The sequence below is a fragment of the Rhizobium sp. 16-488-2b genome (assembly GCF_017741815.1).
Lineage (GTDB): Bacteria > Pseudomonadota > Alphaproteobacteria > Rhizobiales > Rhizobiaceae > Rhizobium.
Genome location: NZ_JAGHMF010000001.1, coordinates 36,266 through 56,774, shown reverse-complemented (window position 1 = coordinate 56,774; position 20,509 = coordinate 36,266). Strand labels below are relative to the sequence as shown.

At 58.9% G+C, this 20,509-nt stretch carries 18 protein-coding genes; 12 read left to right on the top strand and 6 right to left on the bottom strand.

Features of this window, described 5'->3' with window-relative positions; translation table 11 throughout:
* Window positions 1-291: 291 nt before the first annotated feature.
* From hemE to J5286_RS00175, 8 genes are all read left to right on the top strand, one after another.
* A complete protein-coding gene (hemE, locus tag J5286_RS00210; RefSeq protein WP_209188605.1) occupies window positions 292-1,326 on the top strand; it encodes a uroporphyrinogen decarboxylase in 1,035 nt (344 codons plus the stop codon).
* 2 nt (window positions 1,327-1,328) lie between these two features.
* The gene (gene hemJ / locus J5286_RS00205; RefSeq protein ID WP_018901116.1) at window positions 1,329-1,865 is read left to right on the top strand and encodes a protoporphyrinogen oxidase HemJ; all 537 of its coding nucleotides are present in this window, start codon (window positions 1,329-1,331) and stop codon (window positions 1,863-1,865) included.
* A 194-nt stretch (window positions 1,866-2,059) separates the two neighbouring features.
* The gene (gene rho, locus J5286_RS00200) at window positions 2,060-3,325 is read left to right on the top strand and encodes a transcription termination factor Rho (protein WP_018901115.1); all 1,266 of its coding nucleotides are present in this window, start codon (window positions 2,060-2,062) and stop codon (window positions 3,323-3,325) included.
* A 146-nt stretch (window positions 3,326-3,471) separates the two neighbouring features.
* Entirely contained in the window at window positions 3,472-4,785 is a 1,314-nt protein-coding gene (mnmE, locus tag J5286_RS00195; RefSeq protein WP_209188604.1) for a tRNA uridine-5-carboxymethylaminomethyl(34) synthesis GTPase MnmE, read from the top strand.
* 105 nt (window positions 4,786-4,890) lie between these two features.
* Entirely contained in the window at window positions 4,891-6,753 is a 1,863-nt protein-coding gene (gene mnmG, locus J5286_RS00190; protein WP_209188603.1) for a tRNA uridine-5-carboxymethylaminomethyl(34) synthesis enzyme MnmG, read from the top strand.
* Window positions 6,754-6,784: 31 nt separating this feature from the next.
* Window positions 6,785-7,402 carry a 16S rRNA (guanine(527)-N(7))-methyltransferase RsmG gene (gene rsmG / locus J5286_RS00185; RefSeq protein ID WP_209188602.1) on the top strand — a complete coding sequence of 206 codons (618 nt, stop codon included), beginning with the start codon at window positions 6,785-6,787 and terminating at the stop codon, window positions 7,400-7,402.
* A gap of 19 nt (window positions 7,403-7,421) precedes the next feature.
* Entirely contained in the window at window positions 7,422-8,216 is a 795-nt protein-coding gene (locus tag J5286_RS00180) for a ParA family protein (protein ID WP_209188601.1), read from the top strand.
* Window positions 8,217-8,247: 31 nt separating this feature from the next.
* The gene (locus J5286_RS00175; RefSeq protein WP_209188600.1) at window positions 8,248-9,132 is read left to right on the top strand and encodes a ParB/RepB/Spo0J family partition protein; all 885 of its coding nucleotides are present in this window, start codon (window positions 8,248-8,250) and stop codon (window positions 9,130-9,132) included.
* Window positions 9,133-9,139: 7 nt separating this feature from the next.
* On the opposite strand, the gene holA is transcribed toward J5286_RS00175, so the two are convergent.
* Genes holA through leuS form a run of 3 tightly spaced genes read right to left on the bottom strand, consistent with a single transcriptional unit; the run spans window position 9,140 to window position 13,327 of the window.
* A complete protein-coding gene (holA, locus tag J5286_RS00170) occupies window positions 9,140-10,174 on the bottom strand; it encodes a DNA polymerase III subunit delta (protein WP_209188599.1) in 1,035 nt (344 codons plus the stop codon).
* An 11-nt stretch (window positions 10,175-10,185) separates the two neighbouring features.
* The gene (lptE, locus tag J5286_RS00165; protein ID WP_209188598.1) at window positions 10,186-10,707 is read right to left on the bottom strand and encodes an LPS assembly lipoprotein LptE; all 522 of its coding nucleotides are present in this window, start codon (window positions 10,705-10,707) and stop codon (window positions 10,186-10,188) included.
* Window positions 10,697-13,327 (bottom strand): leucine--tRNA ligase, encoded by a 2,631-nt coding sequence (gene leuS, locus J5286_RS00160; protein ID WP_209188597.1) that lies wholly within the window; start codon window positions 13,325-13,327, stop codon window positions 10,697-10,699. The genes lptE and leuS overlap by 11 nt, the downstream gene beginning before the upstream one ends.
* Window positions 13,328-13,525: 198 nt before the next feature.
* On the opposite strand from leuS, the gene J5286_RS00155 reads away from it, so the two are divergent.
* A complete protein-coding gene (locus J5286_RS00155; RefSeq protein WP_209188596.1) occupies window positions 13,526-14,185 on the top strand; it encodes a YggS family pyridoxal phosphate-dependent enzyme in 660 nt (219 codons plus the stop codon).
* Window positions 14,186-14,318: 133 nt separating this feature from the next.
* Here the strand turns inward: J5286_RS00155 and J5286_RS00150 are convergent, their stop codons facing one another.
* Window positions 14,319-15,020: a DUF1013 domain-containing protein gene (locus J5286_RS00150; protein ID WP_026283466.1), complete on the bottom strand. Its 702-nt coding sequence runs from the start codon at window positions 15,018-15,020 to the stop codon at window positions 14,319-14,321.
* 222 nt (window positions 15,021-15,242) lie between these two features.
* Here J5286_RS00150 and acs point away from each other — a divergent pair, with 222 nt between their 5' ends.
* A complete protein-coding gene (gene acs / locus J5286_RS00145) occupies window positions 15,243-17,198 on the top strand; it encodes an acetate--CoA ligase (protein ID WP_112980303.1) in 1,956 nt (651 codons plus the stop codon).
* Window positions 17,199-17,245: 47 nt separating this feature from the next.
* Here the strand turns inward: acs and J5286_RS00140 are convergent, their stop codons facing one another.
* Together J5286_RS00140 and J5286_RS00135 are read right to left on the bottom strand one after the other, a co-directional pair.
* Window positions 17,246-17,695 carry a thermonuclease family protein gene (locus tag J5286_RS00140; protein ID WP_209188595.1) on the bottom strand — a complete coding sequence of 150 codons (450 nt, stop codon included), beginning with the start codon at window positions 17,693-17,695 and terminating at the stop codon, window positions 17,246-17,248.
* 48 nt (window positions 17,696-17,743) lie between these two features.
* The gene (locus J5286_RS00135) at window positions 17,744-17,968 is read right to left on the bottom strand and encodes a DUF1674 domain-containing protein (protein ID WP_209188594.1); all 225 of its coding nucleotides are present in this window, start codon (window positions 17,966-17,968) and stop codon (window positions 17,744-17,746) included.
* Between the two features lie 118 nt (window positions 17,969-18,086).
* On the opposite strand from J5286_RS00135, the gene htpX reads away from it, so the two are divergent.
* Entirely contained in the window at window positions 18,087-19,049 is a 963-nt protein-coding gene (gene htpX / locus J5286_RS00130) for a zinc metalloprotease HtpX (protein ID WP_209188593.1), read from the top strand.
* Complete coding sequence (locus J5286_RS00125) at window positions 19,040-20,434, top strand: RsmB/NOP family class I SAM-dependent RNA methyltransferase (RefSeq protein WP_209188636.1); 1,395 nt, start codon at window positions 19,040-19,042, stop codon at window positions 20,432-20,434. The genes htpX and J5286_RS00125 overlap by 10 nt, the downstream gene beginning before the upstream one ends.
* Window positions 20,435-20,509 lie beyond the last annotated feature (75 nt).

The window sequence follows — 20,509 nt, the reverse complement described above, 5'->3', positions numbered from 1 at the left end:
GCCGGACAAGATGGCCTGTTGGTTTTGTGGAAAGTTTGCGGCTGTTCGTCAGATAGCCACAGCTTGTCCACAGCTTGGCGAATTTCCTTGGAACCTGTATCTTATTGAAACTGTATCGAATTTCCCGCCAGTCCTGTTTCTGACATCGAATTGCGCGATTTTCTTCCCGAGCGGCCGACGAAACAGTGACAATTGGTATCGGACGTGGATGGATTTTAATCCTTGATAGTCACCGACTCTAAGAAATAGAAACCTTATAAATATCTTTGATTTTTTATAGGGAAGAAGCGCTTGAGTGAAATGCGCCGGAAGATCATGCGGGTTCTGGACGGGGAAACATTGAGCCCTCCCCCCATCTGGCTGATGAGGCAAGCAGGGCGATACCTGCCGGAGTATCGAGAGGTACGAGCCAAGGCTGGAAGCTTCCTCGATCTCTGTTACACCCCGGATCACGCAGTCGAGGTCACGCTGCAGCCGATCCGGCGCTATGGCTTTGACGCTGCCATTCTCTTCTCCGACATCCTCGTCATTCCCGATGCGATGAAGCGCAATGTTCGTTTCACCGAAGGACATGGGCCGGAGATGGATCCGATCGACGTTGATGGTATCGATGGTCTGGATGGCAGCAGCGTAATGCAGCATCTGGAACCGGTGCTGGAGACCGTTCGACGTCTTCGGCGTGATCTGCCAACGGAAACCACCCTGCTCGGCTTCTGTGGCGCTCCCTGGACCGTTGCGACCTATATGATCGCCGGCCATGGCACACCCGATCAGGCCCCTGCCCGTCTGTTTGCCTATCGGCATCCGAAGGCTTTCGAAAAGCTGCTGATGTTGCTGGCGGATGTTTCGGCTGATTATCTCGTCGCGCAGATCGATGCCGGCGCCGATGCCGTGCAGATCTTCGATTCCTGGGCCGGCGTGCTCGGCGAACGCGAGTTCGAAGCATTTGCCGTGAAACCAGTTGCGCGAATGATCGCGTCGATCAAGGCGCGCCGCCCAAATGCCAAGATCATCGCCTTTGCGAAGGGCGCCGGCTATCTGCTGAAGACCTATCGCCAGAAGACGAAGGCTGATGCGATCGGCCTTGATTGGTCCGTCCCGCTCGACTTCGCGGCCGAGCTGCAGAAGGATGGCCCGGTGCAGGGCAATCTCGATCCGATGCGAATGGTTGCCGGCGGGGTGGCACTTGACGAGGGTATCGACGATATCCTGCAGCGGCTGGGGAACGGTCCGCTGATCTTCAACCTTGGACATGGAATCACCCCGCAGGCCGATCCTGAAAACGTTCGGCTGCTCGTCGAGCGTGTTCGCGGCACGAGGGTTTGACCATGGAACGCCAGATCGACGAGAGACCGGGTTCCTACGCGCGCCGGCGTGCCTTCATCGCCATCGCCTTCTTCGTGGCGCTGGCGGTCGGTCTCTTCGTCTGGAACCCCGATACGCTCTATCTCTGGATCAAGGCGCTTCACATCATCGCCGTGATCTCATGGATGGCCGGGCTGTTCTATATGCCGCGATTGTTCATCTACCACACAGACGCTGAACCGGGCTCGGTGCAGTCGGAAACCTTCAAGGTCATGGAACGGCGCCTGCTGAAGGTGATCATGAACCCGGCGATGATGCTGACCTGGATCTTTGGGCTGTATCTCTCGTGGTCGGTGTATGGCTTCCAGGGTGGATGGCTGCACGCGAAGATCGGGCTCGTCGTGCTCTTGACCGGCGTGCATGTGTTTTTCAGCCGCGCGGCGAAGGCATTCGAGCGTGACGAGAACCGGCGTTCGGCGCGCTACTGGCGCTTCATGAACGAGGCGCCGACCGTTTTGATGATCGCCATCGTCATCCTTGTCGTCGTCAAGCCATTTTGACGCAGCCGGCTGACGGGTTAAATTTGCTTCATTTTAAGCAGCCCCCTTGCGGCGGCGGAACTGACTCGCTATTTTCCGTCCACCTCATCCTTGTGGCATGTATGTAAAGTTCGATCGTCTGCGGGCTCCTCGCAGGACCGGTTACTGTCTCGACATCGCCTTTCCCCTCAAAATTATAGAGTAATGGACACTTCATGTCTGAAATGAAGCTTCAGGAACTTAAGAGTAAATCCCCGACCGATCTTCTGGCATTCGCCGAATCGCTCGAGGTCGAGAATGCCAGCACGATGCGCAAGCAGGAGCTGATGTTCGCAATACTCAAGGTTCTTGCCAGCCAGGACGTCGAGATTATCGGCGAAGGCGTGGTCGAAGTTCTGCAGGACGGCTTCGGCTTCCTGCGTTCCGCCAATGCTAACTATCTTCCCGGTCCCGACGACATCTACATCTCGCCCTCCCAGATTCGCCGCTTCTCGCTGAAGACTGGCGATACGGTAGAAGGCCCCATCCGCGGACCAAAGGAAGGCGAGCGCTATTTCGCGCTGCTGAAGGTCAACACGATAAACTTCGACGATCCGGAAAAGATTCGTCACAAGGTTCACTTCGACAACCTGACGCCGCTCTATCCGAACGAGCGCTTCAAGATGGAACTCGAGATCCCGACGAACAAGGATCTTTCGTCGCGCGTCATCGATCTGGTCGCGCCGCTTGGTAAAGGCCAGCGTGGTCTGATCGTCGCGCCGCCGCGCACGGGTAAGACGGTTCTCCTGCAAAACATCGCGCACTCGATCACCGCCAATCACCCGGAATGCTATCTCATCGTTCTTCTGATCGACGAGCGTCCCGAAGAAGTGACGGACATGCAGCGCTCGGTTAAGGGTGAAGTTGTTTCCTCGACCTTCGACGAACCGGCAACCCGCCACGTGCAGGTCGCCGAGATGGTCATCGAGAAGGCAAAGCGTCTTGTCGAACATGGTCGTGACGTTGTGATCCTTCTCGACTCGATCACCCGCCTCGGCCGCGCCTACAACACGGTTGTTCCTTCTTCCGGTAAGGTTCTGACCGGTGGTGTCGACGCCAACGCGCTGCAGCGCCCGAAGCGCTTCTTTGGTGCGGCACGTAACATTGAAGAAGGTGGTTCGCTGACGATTATCGCGACCGCGCTGATCGATACGGGTAGCCGTATGGACGAAGTCATCTTCGAAGAGTTCAAGGGTACCGGTAACTCGGAAATCGTTCTCGACCGCAAGGTCGCCGACAAGCGCATCTTCCCGTCGATGGACATTCTCAAGTCCGGTACGCGTAAGGAAGACCTGCTTGTTCCACGCCAGGATCTGCAGAAGATCTTCGTTCTCCGCCGTATCCTGGCGCCGATGGGCACGACCGATGCGATCGAGTTCCTCATCGACAAGCTGAAGCAAACGAAGAGCAACTCCGACTTCTTCGAATCGATGAACACCTGATTTATCCTTAGCCGGATTCAATCAACCAAAGCCGGCCGCTATATTGGCCGGCTTTTCTGTTTCTAACGTCTGATTGAAGTAGACCGACGACACTCATTCAGGCGGATAACCGATCGATTCGGTATCGTATCAATTGGAGTGTGTCCGTGGCGGAATTCACAGAGACGATCTATGCGCTTTCCAGCGGCGCCGTTCCCGCCGGCCTGGCCGTTATCCGCATAAGCGGGCCAAGGGTTGTGGATGTGATGGACAGCATGGTCTCGGGTACCGTCCCTGCCCGCACCACCGCGTTGCGAACGATTCGAACCCGTAACGGTGAGGTGCTCGACAATGGCCTTGTGCTGTTCTTCCCGGGGCCAAACTCCTTCACCGGTGAAGACGTCGTCGAATTTCACCTACATGGCGGCCGCGCTGTCGTAAGTGCTGTCTATAGAGAGCTGAGCTCGTTCGATGGGTTGCGACAGGCCTTGGCCGGCGAGTTCTCCCGACGCGCGTTCGAAAGCGGGAAGCTTGACCTGCTGGAGATCGAAGGTCTTGCGGATTTGATCTCGGCAGAGACCGAGATGCAGCGTCGCCTCGCTCTTGAACAGAGCTCGGGCGGCCTCTCAGCCGTCTATGAAGCTTGGGCACAGCGATTGACGCGCGGCCGTGCGCTGATCGAGGCTGAACTTGATTTCCCCGACGAGGACGATGTTCCAGGCTCAGTGTCTGAACAGGTCTGGTCAGACATGACTAAGCTTGCCAACGAGATTCGCCAGCATCTTGGTATGGCGAAGACAGGCGAAATCATCAGAGATGGCTTCAAGGTTGTTATTGCCGGTTTGCCCAATGCGGGAAAATCGACCTTGATGAACGCACTTGTGAGGCGCGATATTGCGATCGTCACGGATATCGCCGGAACGACGCGCGATGTGCTATCCACCGATCTCGATATCGATGGATTTCTCGTCAAGCTTTACGATACCGCGGGACTGCGTGAGACAGAAGAGGTCGTTGAACGCGAAGGTATTCGCCGGGCGCGCACAGTAATGGAATCCGCAGATCTCGTCATCTACATCGAGGACATGTCCGTTCAGTCAGAGGGCAGCACCGCTCCTGCATCCGCGTTGCGGGTCGGAACGAAGGCAGATTTGCCCATCGTCTCGTCGAATCCATACGATGTCAGGATTTCAGTCGAAACCGGCGCCGGCTTGGACCAACTGCGTCAGGCGATTGGAGATCGTTTACGCGAGATGGTACCACCGCATTCGCTGGCTATCCCTACCCGCACACGCCACAACGATTCGCTAGCGGAATGTATTTCAGCTATCGAGCGAGCCATCGCTAACGATCATGTTGACCTGGATATTAGAGCGGAAGAGCTCCGCATGGCCGGCGCCGCGCTTGGCCGCATCACTGGCCGGGTCGATGTCGAGAATCTGCTCGACGTCATCTTCGGCGAATTCTGTATTGGCAAATGATTCACGTGAAACACTAAGGCGGCGCTGAAATACGTGGTTTCACGTGAAACGTCTTGACTCCCGGGGCGGCTTGCCGCATCACCGAGCGATCTCAGGAGCATTGTTATGAATACCTCACGGTTCGATGTCATCGTCATTGGTGGCGGGCACGCTGGATGCGAAGCTGCTTCTGCGGCCGCGCGTACTGGCGCCAAGACCGCGCTCGTGACGCATAAGCGCGAGACGATCGGCGTCATGTCCTGCAATCCTGCAATCGGTGGCCTTGGGAAGGGCCATCTGGTTCGCGAAATCGATGCGTTGGACGGGCTGATGGGTCGCGTGGCTGATGCCGGCGGCATCCAGTTTCGTATGCTCAATCGAAAGAAGGGTCCGGCCGTGCGCGGCCCCCGCACACAGGCAGATCGCAAGCTCTATCGCCAGGCGATGCATGCCGAGATTTCTTCGATCCCCAATCTCACGATTGTCGAGGGCGATGCCTTCGATCTGTCGATCAAGGATGGCCGCGTCTCCGGCGTCATTATGAAAGATAGCCGGATTCTGGATGCCGGTGCGGTGGTCCTGACGACCGGGACGTTCCTCCGTGGTCTCATCCATATTGGCGATAAAAAGATTCCGGCGGGTCGTGTCGGCGAAGAGCCGTCGATGGGCCTGTCGAAGACCTTGTTGGGCATCGGTTTACAGCTCGGTCGCTTGAAGACCGGCACCCCCGCTCGACTGGACGGAAAGACCATCGATTGGGCCGGCGTTGGCCGGCAGGGAGCGGATGAAGATGCCGTCCCCTTCTCTTTCATGACCGATCGCATCGTGAACCCACAGATCGACTGCGGCGTTACGCGCACGACGGAAGCGACACATCGCATCATCGTCGATAATCTGAAGCGCTCGGCAATGTATTCCGGCCAGATTGAAGGCGTCGGTCCGCGCTATTGCCCCTCGATCGAGGATAAGCTGGTCAAGTTCGGTGAGAGAGATGGCCACCAGGTGTTTCTGGAGCCTGAAGGTCTTGATGACGACACAGTCTATCCCAACGGGATATCGACATCACTTCCAGCCGAGATTCAAGACGCCTTTATTCGTACAATACCAGGCCTGGAGCAAGTCAACATTTTGCAACCAGGCTATGCGATTGAATACGACCACGTCGATCCGCGAGAGCTCAAACCTTCACTCGAAGTGAAGAAGCAGCCTGGATTGTTCCTGGCGGGGCAGATCAATGGCACGACCGGATACGAGGAGGCCGCCGCGCAAGGGTTGGTTGCCGGACTCAATGCAGCGCGTCTGGCTGGTCAGCAAGACGCGGTGCGTTTCAGCCGCACCGATTCCTACATTGGCGTGATGATCGATGATCTCACCTCACGCGGTGTGGCCGAGCCGTACCGTATGTTTACGTCGAGAGCCGAGTACCGTCTTTCACTCCGCGCAGACAATGCCGATGTTCGCCTCACTCCGCTTGCGATCTCGCTGGGTATTGCGTCTCGCGCGCGCTCTGATCGGTTTGCGCAGTATGCGTCGGCGATCGAAACAGGCCGGGCACTTTTGACGTCCCTTTCGGTCACGCCAACCGAGGCGCGTCGATCTGGGCTTAAGCTCAACCTCGATGGCCAGCGTCGCACGGCCTATGAGTTGCTGGCGTTCCCTGATTTTGATCTTGAGACACTTCGGCCGGTGTGGCCGGAGTTGGATGCCATCGATTCCAAGGCGGGTGCCGCGCTGGAGATCGAGGCCAACTATGCGGTCTATATGGACCGACAACAAGCTGACGTGGCCCATATCAAGCGGGATGAAGAGCGGCTTATCCCTGCTTATTTTGATTTTGATCGCTTGTCCGGCCTTTCCAACGAGCTTAAGCAGAAGTTGGCGAAGGCTCGCCCCTATGACGTCGCGCAGGCTTCGCGAATTGATGGGATGACACCGGCGGCAATTTCGCTCTTGCTCGTGCATTTGCGACGTGGCGACGTCGCCGCATAGAGTGCAACCTACACTATTTGAGAGTCTTCGTATGGAATTGAACGGCCGGCGTGTTTCACGTGAAACACAGGAACGACTTGAGTATTTTGTGGGTCTATTTCAGAAATGGAGCAAGGCTATCAACCTCTCCGCGCCCTCCACTCTAAAGGACGCCTGGGAAAGGCATATTGCTGACAGCGCTCAGATCTTCCAGCTTCAGCCGCGCGCGGGCAACTGGGTGGATCTCGGTAGCGGGGGCGGCTTTCCAGGCGTGGTAACAGCGATCTTCCTCGCGGAGCTCAATGACGGCTGGGTGCATCTGGTTGAGAGCAACAACAAAAAGGCTGCCTTCTTACGCACGGCGCTGAGGGAAACGGGCGCCCGCGGTTCCGTGCATCCGGTGCGGATCGAGGATGCGGTCGCGGACCTGCCAAACTGCGATTTCGTGTCGGCCAGGGCGCTTGCGGACTTGGGTAAACTTCTGGAGTTCGTCGATCCATTCGCGATCCGTAACGAAAAAATCCGCGCGTATTTTCATAAAGGCCGGGATTACCGATCTGAGGTGGCAAATGCGCATGGTCGCTGGACATTTGATCTGGTAGAACACAAGAGTGCCGTCGAGATGGACTCAGTCGTTCTCGAAATTTCCAATTTAAGGCATTTGGTCTAACAAATCGGGCGTTGCGACAATGGTTGCTGGACGGAATCGGATTATCACGATCGCAAATCAGAAGGGTGGCGTTGGTAAAACGACGACGGCTATCAATCTGGCAACCGCGCTAGCGGCGATCGGCGAGCGCGTTCTTATCGTAGATCTTGATCCCCAAGGTAACGCAAGCACCGGTTTGGGTATCGATCGCAAGAGCCGTAGCCGGTCCTCCTACGATCTTCTGATCGGCGACTATGGTATTCTTGAGGTGGTACAAGAGACGGCTGTGCCGAATCTCTTCATCGTCCCCTCCACCATGGACCTCCTTGGGATCGAGATGGAGATCGCGCAGCAGAGCGATCGCGTCTTCAAGCTGAAGAAGGCACTTGCCGAGCGCGACGCGTTTCAGTTTTCCTATATCCTTGTCGATTGCCCGCCGTCCTTCAATCTCTTGACAATGAATGCGATGGCGGCTGCGCATTCGGTGCTAGTTCCCCTGCAGTGCGAATTCTTCGCGCTTGAGGGGTTGAGCCAGTTGCTGGAGACCGTTGACCAGGTTCGCAGGAGCGTGAACCCGCAGCTCGATATCCAGGGTATCGTGCTGACGATGTTCGATTCGAGAAACAATCTTGCGCAGCAGGTCGTGAACGATGTACGTACCCATCTCGGCGAAAAGGTTTACCATACGTTAATCCCGCGCAACGTGCGGGTGTCCGAGGCGCCATCCTACGGCAAGCCTGCCATTCTCTACGACCTCAAATGTGCTGGAAGCCAGGCCTATCTGCAGTTGGCTTCTGAAGTCATTCAGCGTGAACGCCAGCGTCTGGCCGCCTGAAGAAGCTCTTGAATAAGTGGTGAGTATCGACATGAACGATGATGTCTCGAAGAGAAGACTGGGACGCGGCCTTGCAGCGCTGATTGGCGAAATGGATCAACCGGCGCCTGTCGACGCAAGTCAGCCTGCTGTCAGCGCCGATCGTCTGGTGCCGATCGAGTTCATCACGCGCAACCCGCGTAACCCGCGCCGCTTCTTTGATGATGGCGAGCTTCATGATCTTGCGAGCTCGATCCGTCAGCATGGTATCGTTCAGCCGGTTGTCGTGCGCACGCTGTCGGCGGGCCAATATGAAATCATAGCCGGCGAAAGACGTTGGCGTGCAGCACAGTTGGCGGGCCTGGTTGAGATTCCTGTTATCGTGCGCGATGTTGACGACAAGACCGCGCTTGAGATCGCGATCGTCGAAAACGTTCAGCGATCTGATCTCAATGCGCTGGAAGAAGCGCTCGGCTACGAGCAGTTGATCGCGGATTACGGCTACACGCAGAACGATCTCGGCGAAATCATCGGCAAAAGCCGCAGCCATGTCGCCAACTCTTTGCGACTTCTGAAATTGCCGGAGCCTGTTCGTGACTTGCTCGCCGCCGGCAGCCTGTCTGCGGGCCATGCGCGCGCGCTCGTATCCACGTCTGACCCAACCGTCCTGGCGCGCACGATCGTTTCAAAGGGTATGTCTGTGCGCGATGCCGAGCGGCTTGCGCAGAACGATATCAAGGCGCAGTCGGAGCCGAAGCCAGCGGTCAATCCGCGTGACCAGAAGGATTCCGATACAATCGCGCTTGAGCGTACCCTCTCCGATACACTCGGATTGGACGTCGTCATCAATCACAAGGCGAACGGTGGGCAGATCCGAATTTCTTATAAGTCATTGGATCAATTGGAAGAAATCTGCCGGCTTCTGGAGCGGCGCTGATCCGGCTTTATTTTCTGCCGGACTGAAGCGTGGTCGATAGAAGTGTCTGCATGGCGATCGTGTCCTCCAGAGAGGCGCGACGCCTGGTCTGCAGGATGGCCGCCTGCAGACGGCTCGTTTCACGGGCGAGCGCATCGGCCGACCATGTTCGCAAGGCCTGCTCGATGATCGGCTTGCGCTTGAAATGAAGATGGCGCCCGAGCGTCTGCATCACCTGCGACGCCGGCGTGCGCTTCTCGTCGATTTCCGCACGCATGGCATCCATCAATTGGAATTGCCGCAGGCATGCCTGTATGACCAGGAAAACAGATGTCTTCGATGCCGTGATCTTCTGCATGGCGTGCAGGAAGTTTCCGGAATTTCCAGTCAGGATGGCATCAACGGCGTCGTCGACGGATATGGCGCTGGCGTCGCCGATGATCTCCGTGACGTGATGTTCCTCGATGACTTCAAGATTGAGGCAGTAGAGCGCAAGCTTCCTGACCTCGTTGCGCGACGCTATGCGGTCGCCCCCTATAAGCTCGAGCAGCGCTTGGCGCGCTCCGGTGGTGATGCGAAGATTGGCGCCTGCGAGTTCGGAGTCTATCAGGCCGTTCAGCGCCCGGGCGTCATCTGCATAGCAAGGGATGGTCGCGACACTTCGGGCGGCTTCGCTCGTCTTGCGCAGGAGCGATCCCTTCTTGAGATCACCGGCCTCGATGATGATGAATGTCGCCTCGGGAGGCTTCTGCGCTAGGATCTGAAGAGCGTCAACGAGGTACTTTTCGTTGGCTGCACCCCGGATCCAGATCAGCTTCTGGCCGCCGAATAAGCCGATCGCGCCTGCTTCGTCGAGCAGACGTCCCTGGTCTTTCTGTAGGTCGCCAATGTCGAGTTTGATGAGGGAAAATGGGTCGGTCAGGTCTACGCCGGTCTTGCCGGCGAGCAGGCTGGCGCGTTCAGACACCAGCCCGCGATCCGGGCCATAGATGACGAAGAGCTGGTAGTGGCGAGCGGATTTCTCCAGAAATCCCTCGAACTCATGCGATTTTATCTCCGCCACTCAGCCGCTCCTCAGCGGCCAAGCGCCGCGGCGATGTCGGCGGCCACGAACTCGGCGACCTGACGTGCTGCGCGGTCCTCGGAGTCGCGGATAGCGCGCTGCTTGGCGAACTCCTGGGCCGGGAAGTCGATGAGGGCAGTTGCCGACTGATGGCCAGCTCGGATGACGTGGCCATCCTTGTTTGACTTCAGCGTATAGTCGACGCTGACCGTGGTACGGCCCGCGCGTGACTCATCCGAGGATGCAACCAGCAGCGTGTCGATGACGCTCGATCGTGCATTCATCTCGACCTTGTAATCGGCCTTGTCCGGCTCGCCGGCACCACGGGACGCGAGGAAGATCAGTCGGTTGCGAACTTCCTGCTCGACGCGCGACGTGGCCTCAGAGAAGGCGATGGATGACAGCTTGCCGGCAACGCCTGACGTTTCGGAATAGAGCGGCCGAACCTGGCACGAGGCGAGAAGAACCGTGGTTGCCAGCACCGCGGCAATCCCTGCGCGGCTAGCCAGCCTGGAAGCGATATTAAACGACAATGTTCACAATCCTTTGTGGAACCACGATAATTTTCTTCGGCGCTTGGCCGTTGAGCACGCGCTTGACATCCTCCAACGCAAGGGCGGCGTCGCTGACCGTAGTTTGATCTGCGTCGCGAGAGATTGTCAATTCAGCGCGCTTCTTGCCGTTGATCTGCACCGGCAGGACGACGTCGTTTTCAACGACAAGAGCGTCGTCGTACTTCGGCCACGCCGTCTGCGAGAGCAGCGTGTCGTGACCGAGAACCGACCAGCACTCTTCGGCTAGATGCGGTGTCATCGGGGCTACGAGCTGGACGAGGATTTCGGCCGCATCGCGCACGGCGGCACGATAGGCGGCATCGGCCTTGCCTGCTGCAACGGTTGTCAGTGGGCCAGCAATGGCGTTCACGAGCTCATAGATGCGCGCGACGGCCTTGTTGAACCACAGCTTGTCATAGTCGTTCTGAACGGCCTTGAGCGTCTTGTGTGCCAGCTGGGAGATGGCAAGCGCGTCGCCATCCTTAGCCGGAGTCGCAGCGACGTCGCTGAGAGCTTCGGCAGCTTCCGAGATGAGACGCCACAGGCGCTGGGTGAAGCGGTGTGCGCCTTCGACGCCCGCTTCCGACCAGATCACATCGCGCTCGGGCGGCGAATCCGACAGAACGAAGAAGCGTGCCGTGTCGGCGCCGTAAGAAGCAATGATGTCATCAGGATCGACGACGTTCTTCTTCGATTTCGACATCTTCTCGATCGAGCCGATGGCGATCTCTTCGTTGTTCGAGAGGAGAAACGCACGGCGTTTGCCATCCATCTCCTCGATCTTGATGTCGGCCGGTGCGACCCATTCGCGGCTCATGCCAGAGCCACGGCTATAGGTCTCGTGGACCACCATGCCCTGCGTGAACAGGCCCTTGAACGGCTCCTTCACGTCGACATGGCCGGTTTCGCGCATCGCGCGGGTAAAGAAGCGCGAATAGAGCAGATGCAGGATCGCATGCTCGATACCGCCGATATACTGATCGACTGGCAGCCAGCGGTTGGCAGCCGCGAAATCCGTCGGCTTGCTCTCCCAAGGCGCCGTAAAGCGCGTGAAGTACCAGCTGGAATCGACGAAGGTGTCCATCGTGTCGGTTTCGCGACGGGCATCCTTGCCGCAATGCGGGCAAGCGACGTGGCGCCATGTGGGATGCCGGTCGAGCGGATTGCCCGGCTGATCGAAGGTGACATCCTCGGGCAGCTTGACCGGGAGATCCTTCTTCGGCACCGGCACGACACCGCAATCCTGGCAGTGAATGACCGGGATGGGGCAGCCCCAGTAGCGCTGGCGGGAAATACCCCAGTCGCGCAGGCGGAAGTTGACCTTGCGTTCGCCCTGTGGCGCGTTGCCCAGAGACGCGGACGACAAACGGTCGGCCACGATATTGAAGGCTTCGTCCGTCGACTTGCCATCCAGGAAGCGCGAGTTGATCATGATGCCGTCGCCATCATAGGCGGTATCACCGACAGCAAAGGTCGCGACGTCGCCGTCACGCGGCATGACAACGGGTATGACCGGAAGGCCATACTTGCGGGCGAAATCGAGGTCGCGCTGATCGCCTGCCGGGCATCCGAAGATGGCGCCCGTGCCGTAGTCCATCAGCACGAAATTGGCGATGTAGACGGGCAGCTCCCAGGAGGGGTCCAGCGGATGGCGAACACGGATGCCCGTGTCTATGCCCCGCTTTTCGGCGGTCTCGAGCGCTGCCAGCGATGTGCCGGCACGGCGGACGTCTTCGCAGAAGGCATCGATCCCGGCGTTCTTGGCTGCGGCGTCCTTGGCCAGCGGGTGATCGGCGGAAATGGCGAGGAAGGAGGCGCCAAACAGGGTGTCCGGGCGCGTGGTGTAGACCGTTACCTCAGTCTCACCAGCGGGCGCGGTTTCGCCGACGATTTCCCAGCGGATCGTCATGCCTTCGGACCGGCCGATCCAGTTCTTCTGCATCAGGCGGACCTTCTCGGGCCACTGATCGAGGCCATCCAAAGCGTCCAGCAGATCCTGACTGAAGTCGGTGATCTTGAAGAACCACTGGGTCAGCTCGCGCTGTTCGACAAGCGCGCCGGAGCGCCAGCCGCGACCGTCGATAACCTGCTCGTTGGCGAGAACGGTGTTGTCGACCGGGTCCCAATTGACCTTGGACTGCTTGCGGTAGACGAGACCCTTTTCCAGGAAGTCCACGAACATATGCTGCTGATGCTGGTAGTATTCGACATCGCAGGTCGCGAATTCGCGGCTCCAGTCGAGCGACAGGCCCATCGCCTTCAGCTGCGACTTCATCGATGCGATGTTCTGGTAGGTCCAGGCGGCCGGATGAACGTTGCGCTCCATGGCGGCGTTTTCAGCCGGCATGCCGAACGCGTCCCAACCCATGGGATGCAGCACGTTGAAGCCGCGGGCACGCTTGTAGCGCGCGACGACGTCGCCCATCGCATAGTTGCGGACGTGGCCCATGTGGATGCGGCCGGACGGATACGGGAACATCTCCAGCACGTAGTATTTCTCGCGCGGATCAGCGTTGTCGGTCTCGAAGACCTTCGCTTCGTTCCATTTTTTCTGCCAGCGAGGCTCGGCATCGCGCGGATTATAACGTTCGGTAGCCATGGTATTCGTATTTCCGGAAAATCAAGGGAAGTTGGTGGTGACCTTCACCATGAAACCACCGTAGCGTCAAGTTTTGCCGACGTGGTTTGGGGCCAATCGGCGCCTAGCTGCGATAATTTCGAGGCTTCGGACCTTGGCAAGGCAAGATCGGGTGTTTAGTGCATTTTCATTGTTTTCGATGATGGACCGAGGCGCAACATGGAACTTCAAGAGCGACTGGAAGAGGTTCGCGGCCGGATCGCGGCGGCGGCCCGCGAAACGGGAAGAGCGGAAGGCTCGGTGCAGCTCGTGGCCGTGTCCAAGACATTCGATGCGGATCAGATTCGCCCAGCCATCGAGGCTGGTCAGCGCGTGTTCGGTGAAAACCGCGTGCAGGAGAGTCAGGGTAAGTGGCCGGAGCTGAAGAGCGAGACGGCTGGCATCGAGCTGCATCTGATAGGACCGCTGCAGTCGAACAAGGCCGGTGAAGCGGTTGCGCTCTTCGATGTCATCGAGACGGTCGATCGCGAGAAGATCGCACGCGCGCTCGCCGATGAAATGAAGCGCCAGGGCAAGGCCCCTCGCCTCTATGTTCAGGTCAACACGGGCCTCGAGCCGCAGAAAGCAGGCATTGCGCCTGACGATACGGCGGCATTCGTGGCGCTCTGCCGCGATGAGCTTGGCCTCTCCATCGAAGGATTGATGTGCATTCCGCCGGCGGATGAAAATCCGGGCCCGCATTTCGCCCTGCTGGCGAAACTGGCGAAGGCCTGCGGCGTCGAGAAGCTCTCGATGGGCATGTCTGGTGATTACGAGACGGCCGTCGCTTTCGGTGCCACCAGCGTCCGGGTTGGGTCCGCCATTTTCGGCACCCGCTGATCATCGTATCTGCTCCCGTAGTCGGCGTGAATGTTTCACGGGAAACATTTGCGATCCGCGTTACCGCGCAATTGCAAACCGGCAATAAAAAACCCCGCCTAAGCGGGGTTTTAATCTCAGTCCGTCCAACCGCTTAGTAGCGATCGTCTTCGTCTTCATCCGGCGTCGAGGACTTCAGCGACTTCAGCTTCGCGAAGACGGCGTCGGCGTCGATTTCCTTCTCTTCCTCACGCTCGTAGCTCGGAGCCAGGCGTTCGGTTTCGTGCGCGGACTGCAGCGTTTCGCCGAGTTCGGCAGCGGTCGGCAGCGGACGGCCCTTGGCGGCCTTTTCGACTTCCATGTCGAGGTCGATCTGGCTGCAGAGGCCGAGCGTGACCGGATCCATCGGCGTCAGGTTGGCGGCGTTCCAGTGGGTGCGCTCGCGGATCTGTTCGATCGTCGACTTGGTCGTACCGACGAGACGCGAAATCTGGGCGTCCTTCAGTTCCGGGTGATTGCGAACCAGCCACAGGATGGCGTTCGGGCGGTCCTGGCGCTTGGAGACCGGCGTGTAGCGCGGGCCACGACGCTTGGATTCCGGAACGCGCACCTTCGGCTCGGAAAGCTTCAGCTTGTGGGCCGGGTTCTTTTCGGCGCGTTCGATTTCGTCGCGCGACAGCTGACCGGTGGAGATCGGATCCAGGCCCTTGATGCCCTGCGCAGCTTCGCCGTCAGCGATCGCCTTCACTTCCAGAGGGTGCAATTTGCAGAACTGAGCGATCTGGTCGAAAGACAGAGCTGTGTTGTCGACGAGCCAAATAGCGGTCGCCTTCGGCATAAGCAGTTGTTGAGCCATGGATATAGTCCTTCTGTCGTCCGCGCCGGTGTCGCGGTCCGTGGGTTGTCACCACTATGTCCGGGAAATTATGCCGCTATATAACCGGAGTGACGCATAATTGCAATTGATCACGAATGAAATGACCTTTGTCTAATTGCCGGGTCGATCTGACCTGTTATGAATGCACAAAACCGCCTGTGGCGTACTCCTGCCGCCGGCGTCCGAGTGAGGAGGAAATCGATGTCGGAGAAGATCTACCCGGTGCAGAAGCCGGTTCAGAACCATGCGCTGATCGACAAGGCCAAGTACGAGAAATGGTACGAGGAGAGCGTCGAGAACCCGGATAAGTTCTGGGGCAAGCATGGCAAGCGGATCGACTGGTTCAAGCCTTATACGAAGGTGAAGAACACTTCTTTCACCGGCAACGTGAAGATCAAGTGGTTCGAAGACGGCCAGACGAACGTCTCCTACAACTGTATCGACAGGCACCTGAAGACCAACGGCAATCAGGTCGCGATCATCTTCGAGGGCGACAACCCCTACATCGACAAGAAGATCACCTATAACGAGCTCTATGAGCATGTTTGCCGTATGGCGAACGTTCTGAAGAAGCATGGCGTCAAGAAGGGCGACCGTGTCACCATCTACATGCCGATGATCCCCGAGGCGGCCTATGCGATGCTCGCTTGCGCCCGCATCGGAGCCGTGCACTCGATCGTCTTCGGCGGCTTTTCGCCGGAAGCACTGGCGGGGCGGATTGTCGACTGCGAATCAACCTTCGTCATCACCTGCGACGAGGGCGTGCGCGGCGGCAAGCCGGTGCCGCTGAAAGAGAACACCGACACGGCGATCCATATCGCAGCACGCCAGCATGTGATCGTCGAGAAGGTTCTGGTGGTTCGCCGCACCGGCGGCAAGACGGGTTGGGCGCCGGGCCGCGACCTCTGGTATCACCAGGAAATGGCGACGGTGAAGCCGGAGTGCCCGCCCGCCAAGATGAAGGCGGAAGATCCGCTTTTCATTCTTTACACGTCGGGTTCGACGGGCAAGCCGAAGGGGGTCTTGCATACGACTGGCGGCTATCTCGTCTACGCGGCGATGACGCATGAATATGTGTTCGACTATCATCCCGGCGATATCTACTGGTGCACGGCCGATGTCGGCTGGGTCACCGGTCACTCCTATATCGTCTATGGCCCGCTTGCGAACTGCGCGACCACGCTGATGTTCGAGGGCGTTCCAAACTTTCCGGATCAGGGGCGCTTCTGGGAGGTGATCGACAAGCACAAGGTCAACATCTTCTACACGGCGCCGACGGCTATCCGTTCGCTGATGGGCGCCGGCGATCACTTCGTGACGCGCTCGTCGCGGTCCAGCCTGCGTCTGCTCGGCACCGTGGGCGAGCCCATCAATCCCGAAGCCTGGGAATGGTACTATAACGTTGTCGGCGACAAGCGTTGCCCTGTCATCGACACCTGGTGGCAGACGGAGACGGGTGGCCACATGATCACGCCGCTGCCTGGTGCGACCGACCTGAAGCCGGGATCGGCGACCAAGCCGTTCTTCGGCGTCAAGCCGCAGCTGGTGGACAATGAAGGCAACGTGCTTGAGGGCGCGGCTGATGGTAATCTCTGCATTACCGACAGCTGGCCGGGGCAGATGCGCACGGTCTATGGCGACCACGAGCGCTTCATCCAGACCTACTTCTCGACCTACAAGGGCAAGTATTTCACCGGTGATGGCTGCCGGCGGGATGAGGACGGCTATTACTGGATTACCGGTCGCGTCGACGACGTGCTCAATGTGTCCGGCCATCGCCTCGGCACGGCCGAGGTCGAATCGGCGCTGGTGTCGCATAGCCTCGTCTCCGAGGCCGCGGTCGTCGGCTATCCGCATGCGATCAAGGGGCAGGGCATTTATTGCTATGTTACGCTGATGGCCGGCAACGAGGGTTCGGACGAGCTGCGCCAGCAGCTGATCAAGCATGTCCGCAACGAGATCGGCCCGATCGCGGCACCGGACAAGATCCAGTTCTCGCCCGGGCTGCCGAAAACCCGGTCGGGCAAGATCATGCGACGCATTCTGCGCAAGATCGCCGAGGATGATTTTGGTTCACTGGGCGATACGTCGACGCTTGCCGATCCGGCGGTTGTGGATGATCTGATCGCCAACCGGCAGAACAAGGCGGCTGCTTAATATAGGCTGTCTGCTAATGTGGGCCGCTTCGGGAAACCGGAGCGGCCTTAATCTTGATCGGAGCATGGCGTCTTCGGCTTCCGACCGCCGTCATAGGCAACAGCGATCCCCTCGCCCAGCATATACTGAGCCGGACTCCGTCCATCGGAGAGCGTGACGTCGGCCAGGATGCGGCCGAAATACTTGTCGCCGGAAATTCGGGTCAGCTGCACTTGTGGCGAATTGTCGGTCAAGTTTTGCAACACTTGGCGGGCATCTATTGCCGCGCGTCTGACCGTGCCGCATTTCGAGTGCATCTCGGGTGTATCGATGCCGCGGATGCGGACATAGACTTCCACGGTCTGCTGCGGCCACGGACGGGCCGCGACCAGCAAGGTGTCTCCATCGATCACACGCAGAATTTCAGCCGAGACGGGTCCGGCGATCTCATCTCGCGCGAAAGCAGGCACCGAAAGTGCCGCAAGGATCGCTAGCGATATGAGCGCGCGTGTGAACATATCAGGAATAAATTCCGATATTCACGTGAAGTCAATAGGAATATTTACTTAGAAGTCGATCGCGCGACCGTTGATTTCCCAATCGCCAAAGCGGGCCGGATCGGCGCCCCCTCGCCCGCCGATCTCGGCCGGCATATCGGTCGGCTGTTCGTTGCGGCGACGCTCCTCGGCTTCGGCAAGCGCACGCTTGGCGGCGGGTGAGAGCATCTTGCGCGGACGCTCGGTGCCTTCCTCGGCCAGAGCCTCGATATTGTCGTTGTCCGCTTCCTGCATCACGCACGCCCGCTTGAAAATATTGAAAATGGCCGATGAATAACCAGATTATAGGACGCCGACGCGGCGATTGAAACCCTTTGAGCGCAAACGACGCTCGCCTGAAATGGAGATGATGATGAACCTTGTCCGTACTGCCATGTTGCTTGCCTTCATGACGGCACTGTTCATGGTCGTCGGGTTCATGATCGGTGGCCGTAGCGGCATGATGATCGCGTTCCTGGTAGCGGCCGGCATGAACTTCTTCTCCTACTGGAATTCCGACCGCATGGTGCTTTCGGCCTACCGTGCGCAGGAGATCGATGAGCGCAACGCGCCGGAGTTCTTCAACATCATCCGCGATCTCTCGCACAATGCGGGCTTGCCGATGCCGAAGGTCTATCTCTATGACAGCCCGCAGCCGAACGCTTTCGCGACGGGCCGCAATCCGGAGAATGCCGCGGTCGCGGCGTCGACTGGCCTGTTGAGCGCGCTGTCGCCGGAAGAGGTTGCAGGTGTCATGGCGCACGAACTCGCGCACGTGCAAAACCGCGACACGCTGACGATGACGATCACGGCGACGCTTGCCGGCGCCATCTCGATGCTCGGCAATTTCGCCTTCTTCTTCGGCGGCAACCGCGAGAACAACAACAATCCGCTTGGGTTCGTCGGTGTTCTGCTGGCGATGATCGTCGCACCTATGGCCGCCATGCTGGTGCAGATGGCGATCAGCCGTACGCGCGAGTATTCCGCCGACCGGCGCGGCGCCGAGATCTGCGGTAACCCGCTGTGGCTGGCCTCCGCACTTGGCAAGATCGCCCGTGGCGCCTCGAACATTCCGAACTACGACGCGGAGCGCAATCCGGCGACGGCGCACATGTTCATCATCAATCCGTTGACGGGTGCTGGCATGGACAACCTGTTTTCCACCCACCCGAATACGGAAAACCGCATCGCCGCGCTGCAGGAAATGGCAAGAGGCGGCATGAATAACTCGACGCCGTCGGCTGGTGCTGCTAATCCCGTGCGCAAATCGCGCTCAGTTCCGGATGCCGGCCTTGGCCGCGGTGGCTCGCAACCGCCAAAGGGTCCCTGGTCTTGAGTTCAGACGGTAAGAAAAAGCCATTTCATAAACAAAAGTCGTCGGCGCCGGCGGAATCGTCTGCTTCCGCCAAGCCGGGTCTTCAGGCGCGTGCTGCGGCCTCCAAAATTTTGGCTGCCGTTATCGACCGCAAGCTCTCGCTTGATGGCGCGCTCGACCACGAACATGGCAATCCGGCTTACAAGGCGCTGGCTGACGACGACCGTGGTCTCGTCCGCGCTATCCTGAACACCACGCTCCGTCACCTGCCCCGTATCGAGGCGGCCGTGTCATCGTTGCTGGAATCGCCCTTGCCGGAGGGTGCGCGCTCGCTGCAGCACGTGCTTTCGATCGCGGCGGCGCAGATCCTCTATCTCGACGTTCCCGATCATGCCGCGGTCGACATTGCCGTCGAGCAAGCCAATCTCGACCCGAGAAACCGACGCTTCGCCAAGCTGGTCAACGCCGTGCTGCGTCGGCTTGGCCGCGAGAAGGAAGAGATTCTTCGAGAGATCGACGACATTCCGTCGATGCCCGGTTGGTTTATCGAGCGGTTGCAGAAAGCCTATGGCCGTGAAGCGGCGCGGGCGATTTCGGATTCCCAGCTGCAGCCCGCTGCCATCGACCTGACGGTAAAATCGGATCCACAGGCTTGGGCGGAAAAGCTCAATGGCGTAGTGCTGCCGACCGGCGGAGTCCGGCTTGCCGCCTTCGACGGCTCCATTCCGTCTCTCGAAGGTTTCGACGAGGGGCTGTGGTGGGTACAGGATGCGGCGGCGAGCATTCCGGCGCAGCTCTTCGGCGATCTCTCCGGCAAGCGTGTTGCCGATCTTTGCGCAGCACCTGGTGGCAAGACGGCGCAGCTCATCCTTGCCGGCGGCAAGGTGACTGCCGTCGAGCAATCCGAAAACCGCATCAAGCGCCTGCGTTCGAACCTTGATCGTCTCCAGCTTTCAGCGGAAACGATGGCGCAGGATCTGACCAAGTTCACCCCTGATGAGCTCTTCGACGCTATCCTGCTCGATGCGCCCTGCTCCTCTACTGGTACCACGCGGCGACATCCCGACGTGCTCTGGACCAAGGGGCCGGAAGATATCGCGAAGCTCGCCGCGCTGCAGGAGCGTCTGCTGCGCCATGCGCTGCGATTGCTGAAGCCCGGCGGTACGATCGTGTTTTCCAACTGCTCGCTTGATCCGAGCGAGGGTGAAGAGGTCGTTGCTCCGGTGCTTAGGGACACCAAAGGATTCGAGCGCGTGGCGATCGAGCCGAGCCGTTGGCCGGGGCTAGAAGAGGCGATCAGTCCGCTTGGCGAGTTCCGCACCACACCCGACATGCTGAAGCTACCATCAGGTTTCGCGCCGGGTCTTGACGGTTTTTATGCGGCCGTGTTGCGCCGTGTTGCCTGATCGAAGAGCAACTGGCATAGTTAAGCATTGTTGCAGAATCATCGACGGTCAGTGCCGTTTCCGGACTTGTCCATC

Coding starts and splice junctions, on each gene's coding strand:
- hemJ (WP_018901116.1), top strand. CDS start 1,329: ATGGAACGCCAGATCGACGAGAGACCGGGTTCCTACGCGCGCCGGCGT.
- rho (WP_018901115.1), top strand. CDS start 2,060: ATGTCTGAAATGAAGCTTCAGGAACTTAAGAGTAAATCCCCGACCGAT.
- mnmG (WP_209188603.1), top strand. CDS start 4,891: ATGAATACCTCACGGTTCGATGTCATCGTCATTGGTGGCGGGCACGCT.
- rsmG (WP_209188602.1), top strand. CDS start 6,785: ATGGAATTGAACGGCCGGCGTGTTTCACGTGAAACACAGGAACGACTT.
- J5286_RS00180 (WP_209188601.1), top strand. CDS start 7,422: ATGGTTGCTGGACGGAATCGGATTATCACGATCGCAAATCAGAAGGGT.
- J5286_RS00175 (WP_209188600.1), top strand. CDS start 8,248: ATGAACGATGATGTCTCGAAGAGAAGACTGGGACGCGGCCTTGCAGCG.
- leuS (WP_209188597.1), bottom strand. CDS start 13,327: ATGGCTACCGAACGTTATAATCCGCGCGATGCCGAGCCTCGCTGGCAG.
- J5286_RS00155 (WP_209188596.1), top strand. CDS start 13,526: ATGGAACTTCAAGAGCGACTGGAAGAGGTTCGCGGCCGGATCGCGGCG.
- J5286_RS00150 (WP_026283466.1), bottom strand. CDS start 15,020: ATGGCTCAACAACTGCTTATGCCGAAGGCGACCGCTATTTGGCTCGTC.
- acs (WP_112980303.1), top strand. CDS start 15,243: ATGTCGGAGAAGATCTACCCGGTGCAGAAGCCGGTTCAGAACCATGCG.
- J5286_RS00140 (WP_209188595.1), bottom strand. CDS start 17,695: ATGTTCACACGCGCGCTCATATCGCTAGCGATCCTTGCGGCACTTTCG.
- J5286_RS00135 (WP_209188594.1), bottom strand. CDS start 17,968: ATGCAGGAAGCGGACAACGACAATATCGAGGCTCTGGCCGAGGAAGGC.
- htpX (WP_209188593.1), top strand. CDS start 18,087: ATGAACCTTGTCCGTACTGCCATGTTGCTTGCCTTCATGACGGCACTG.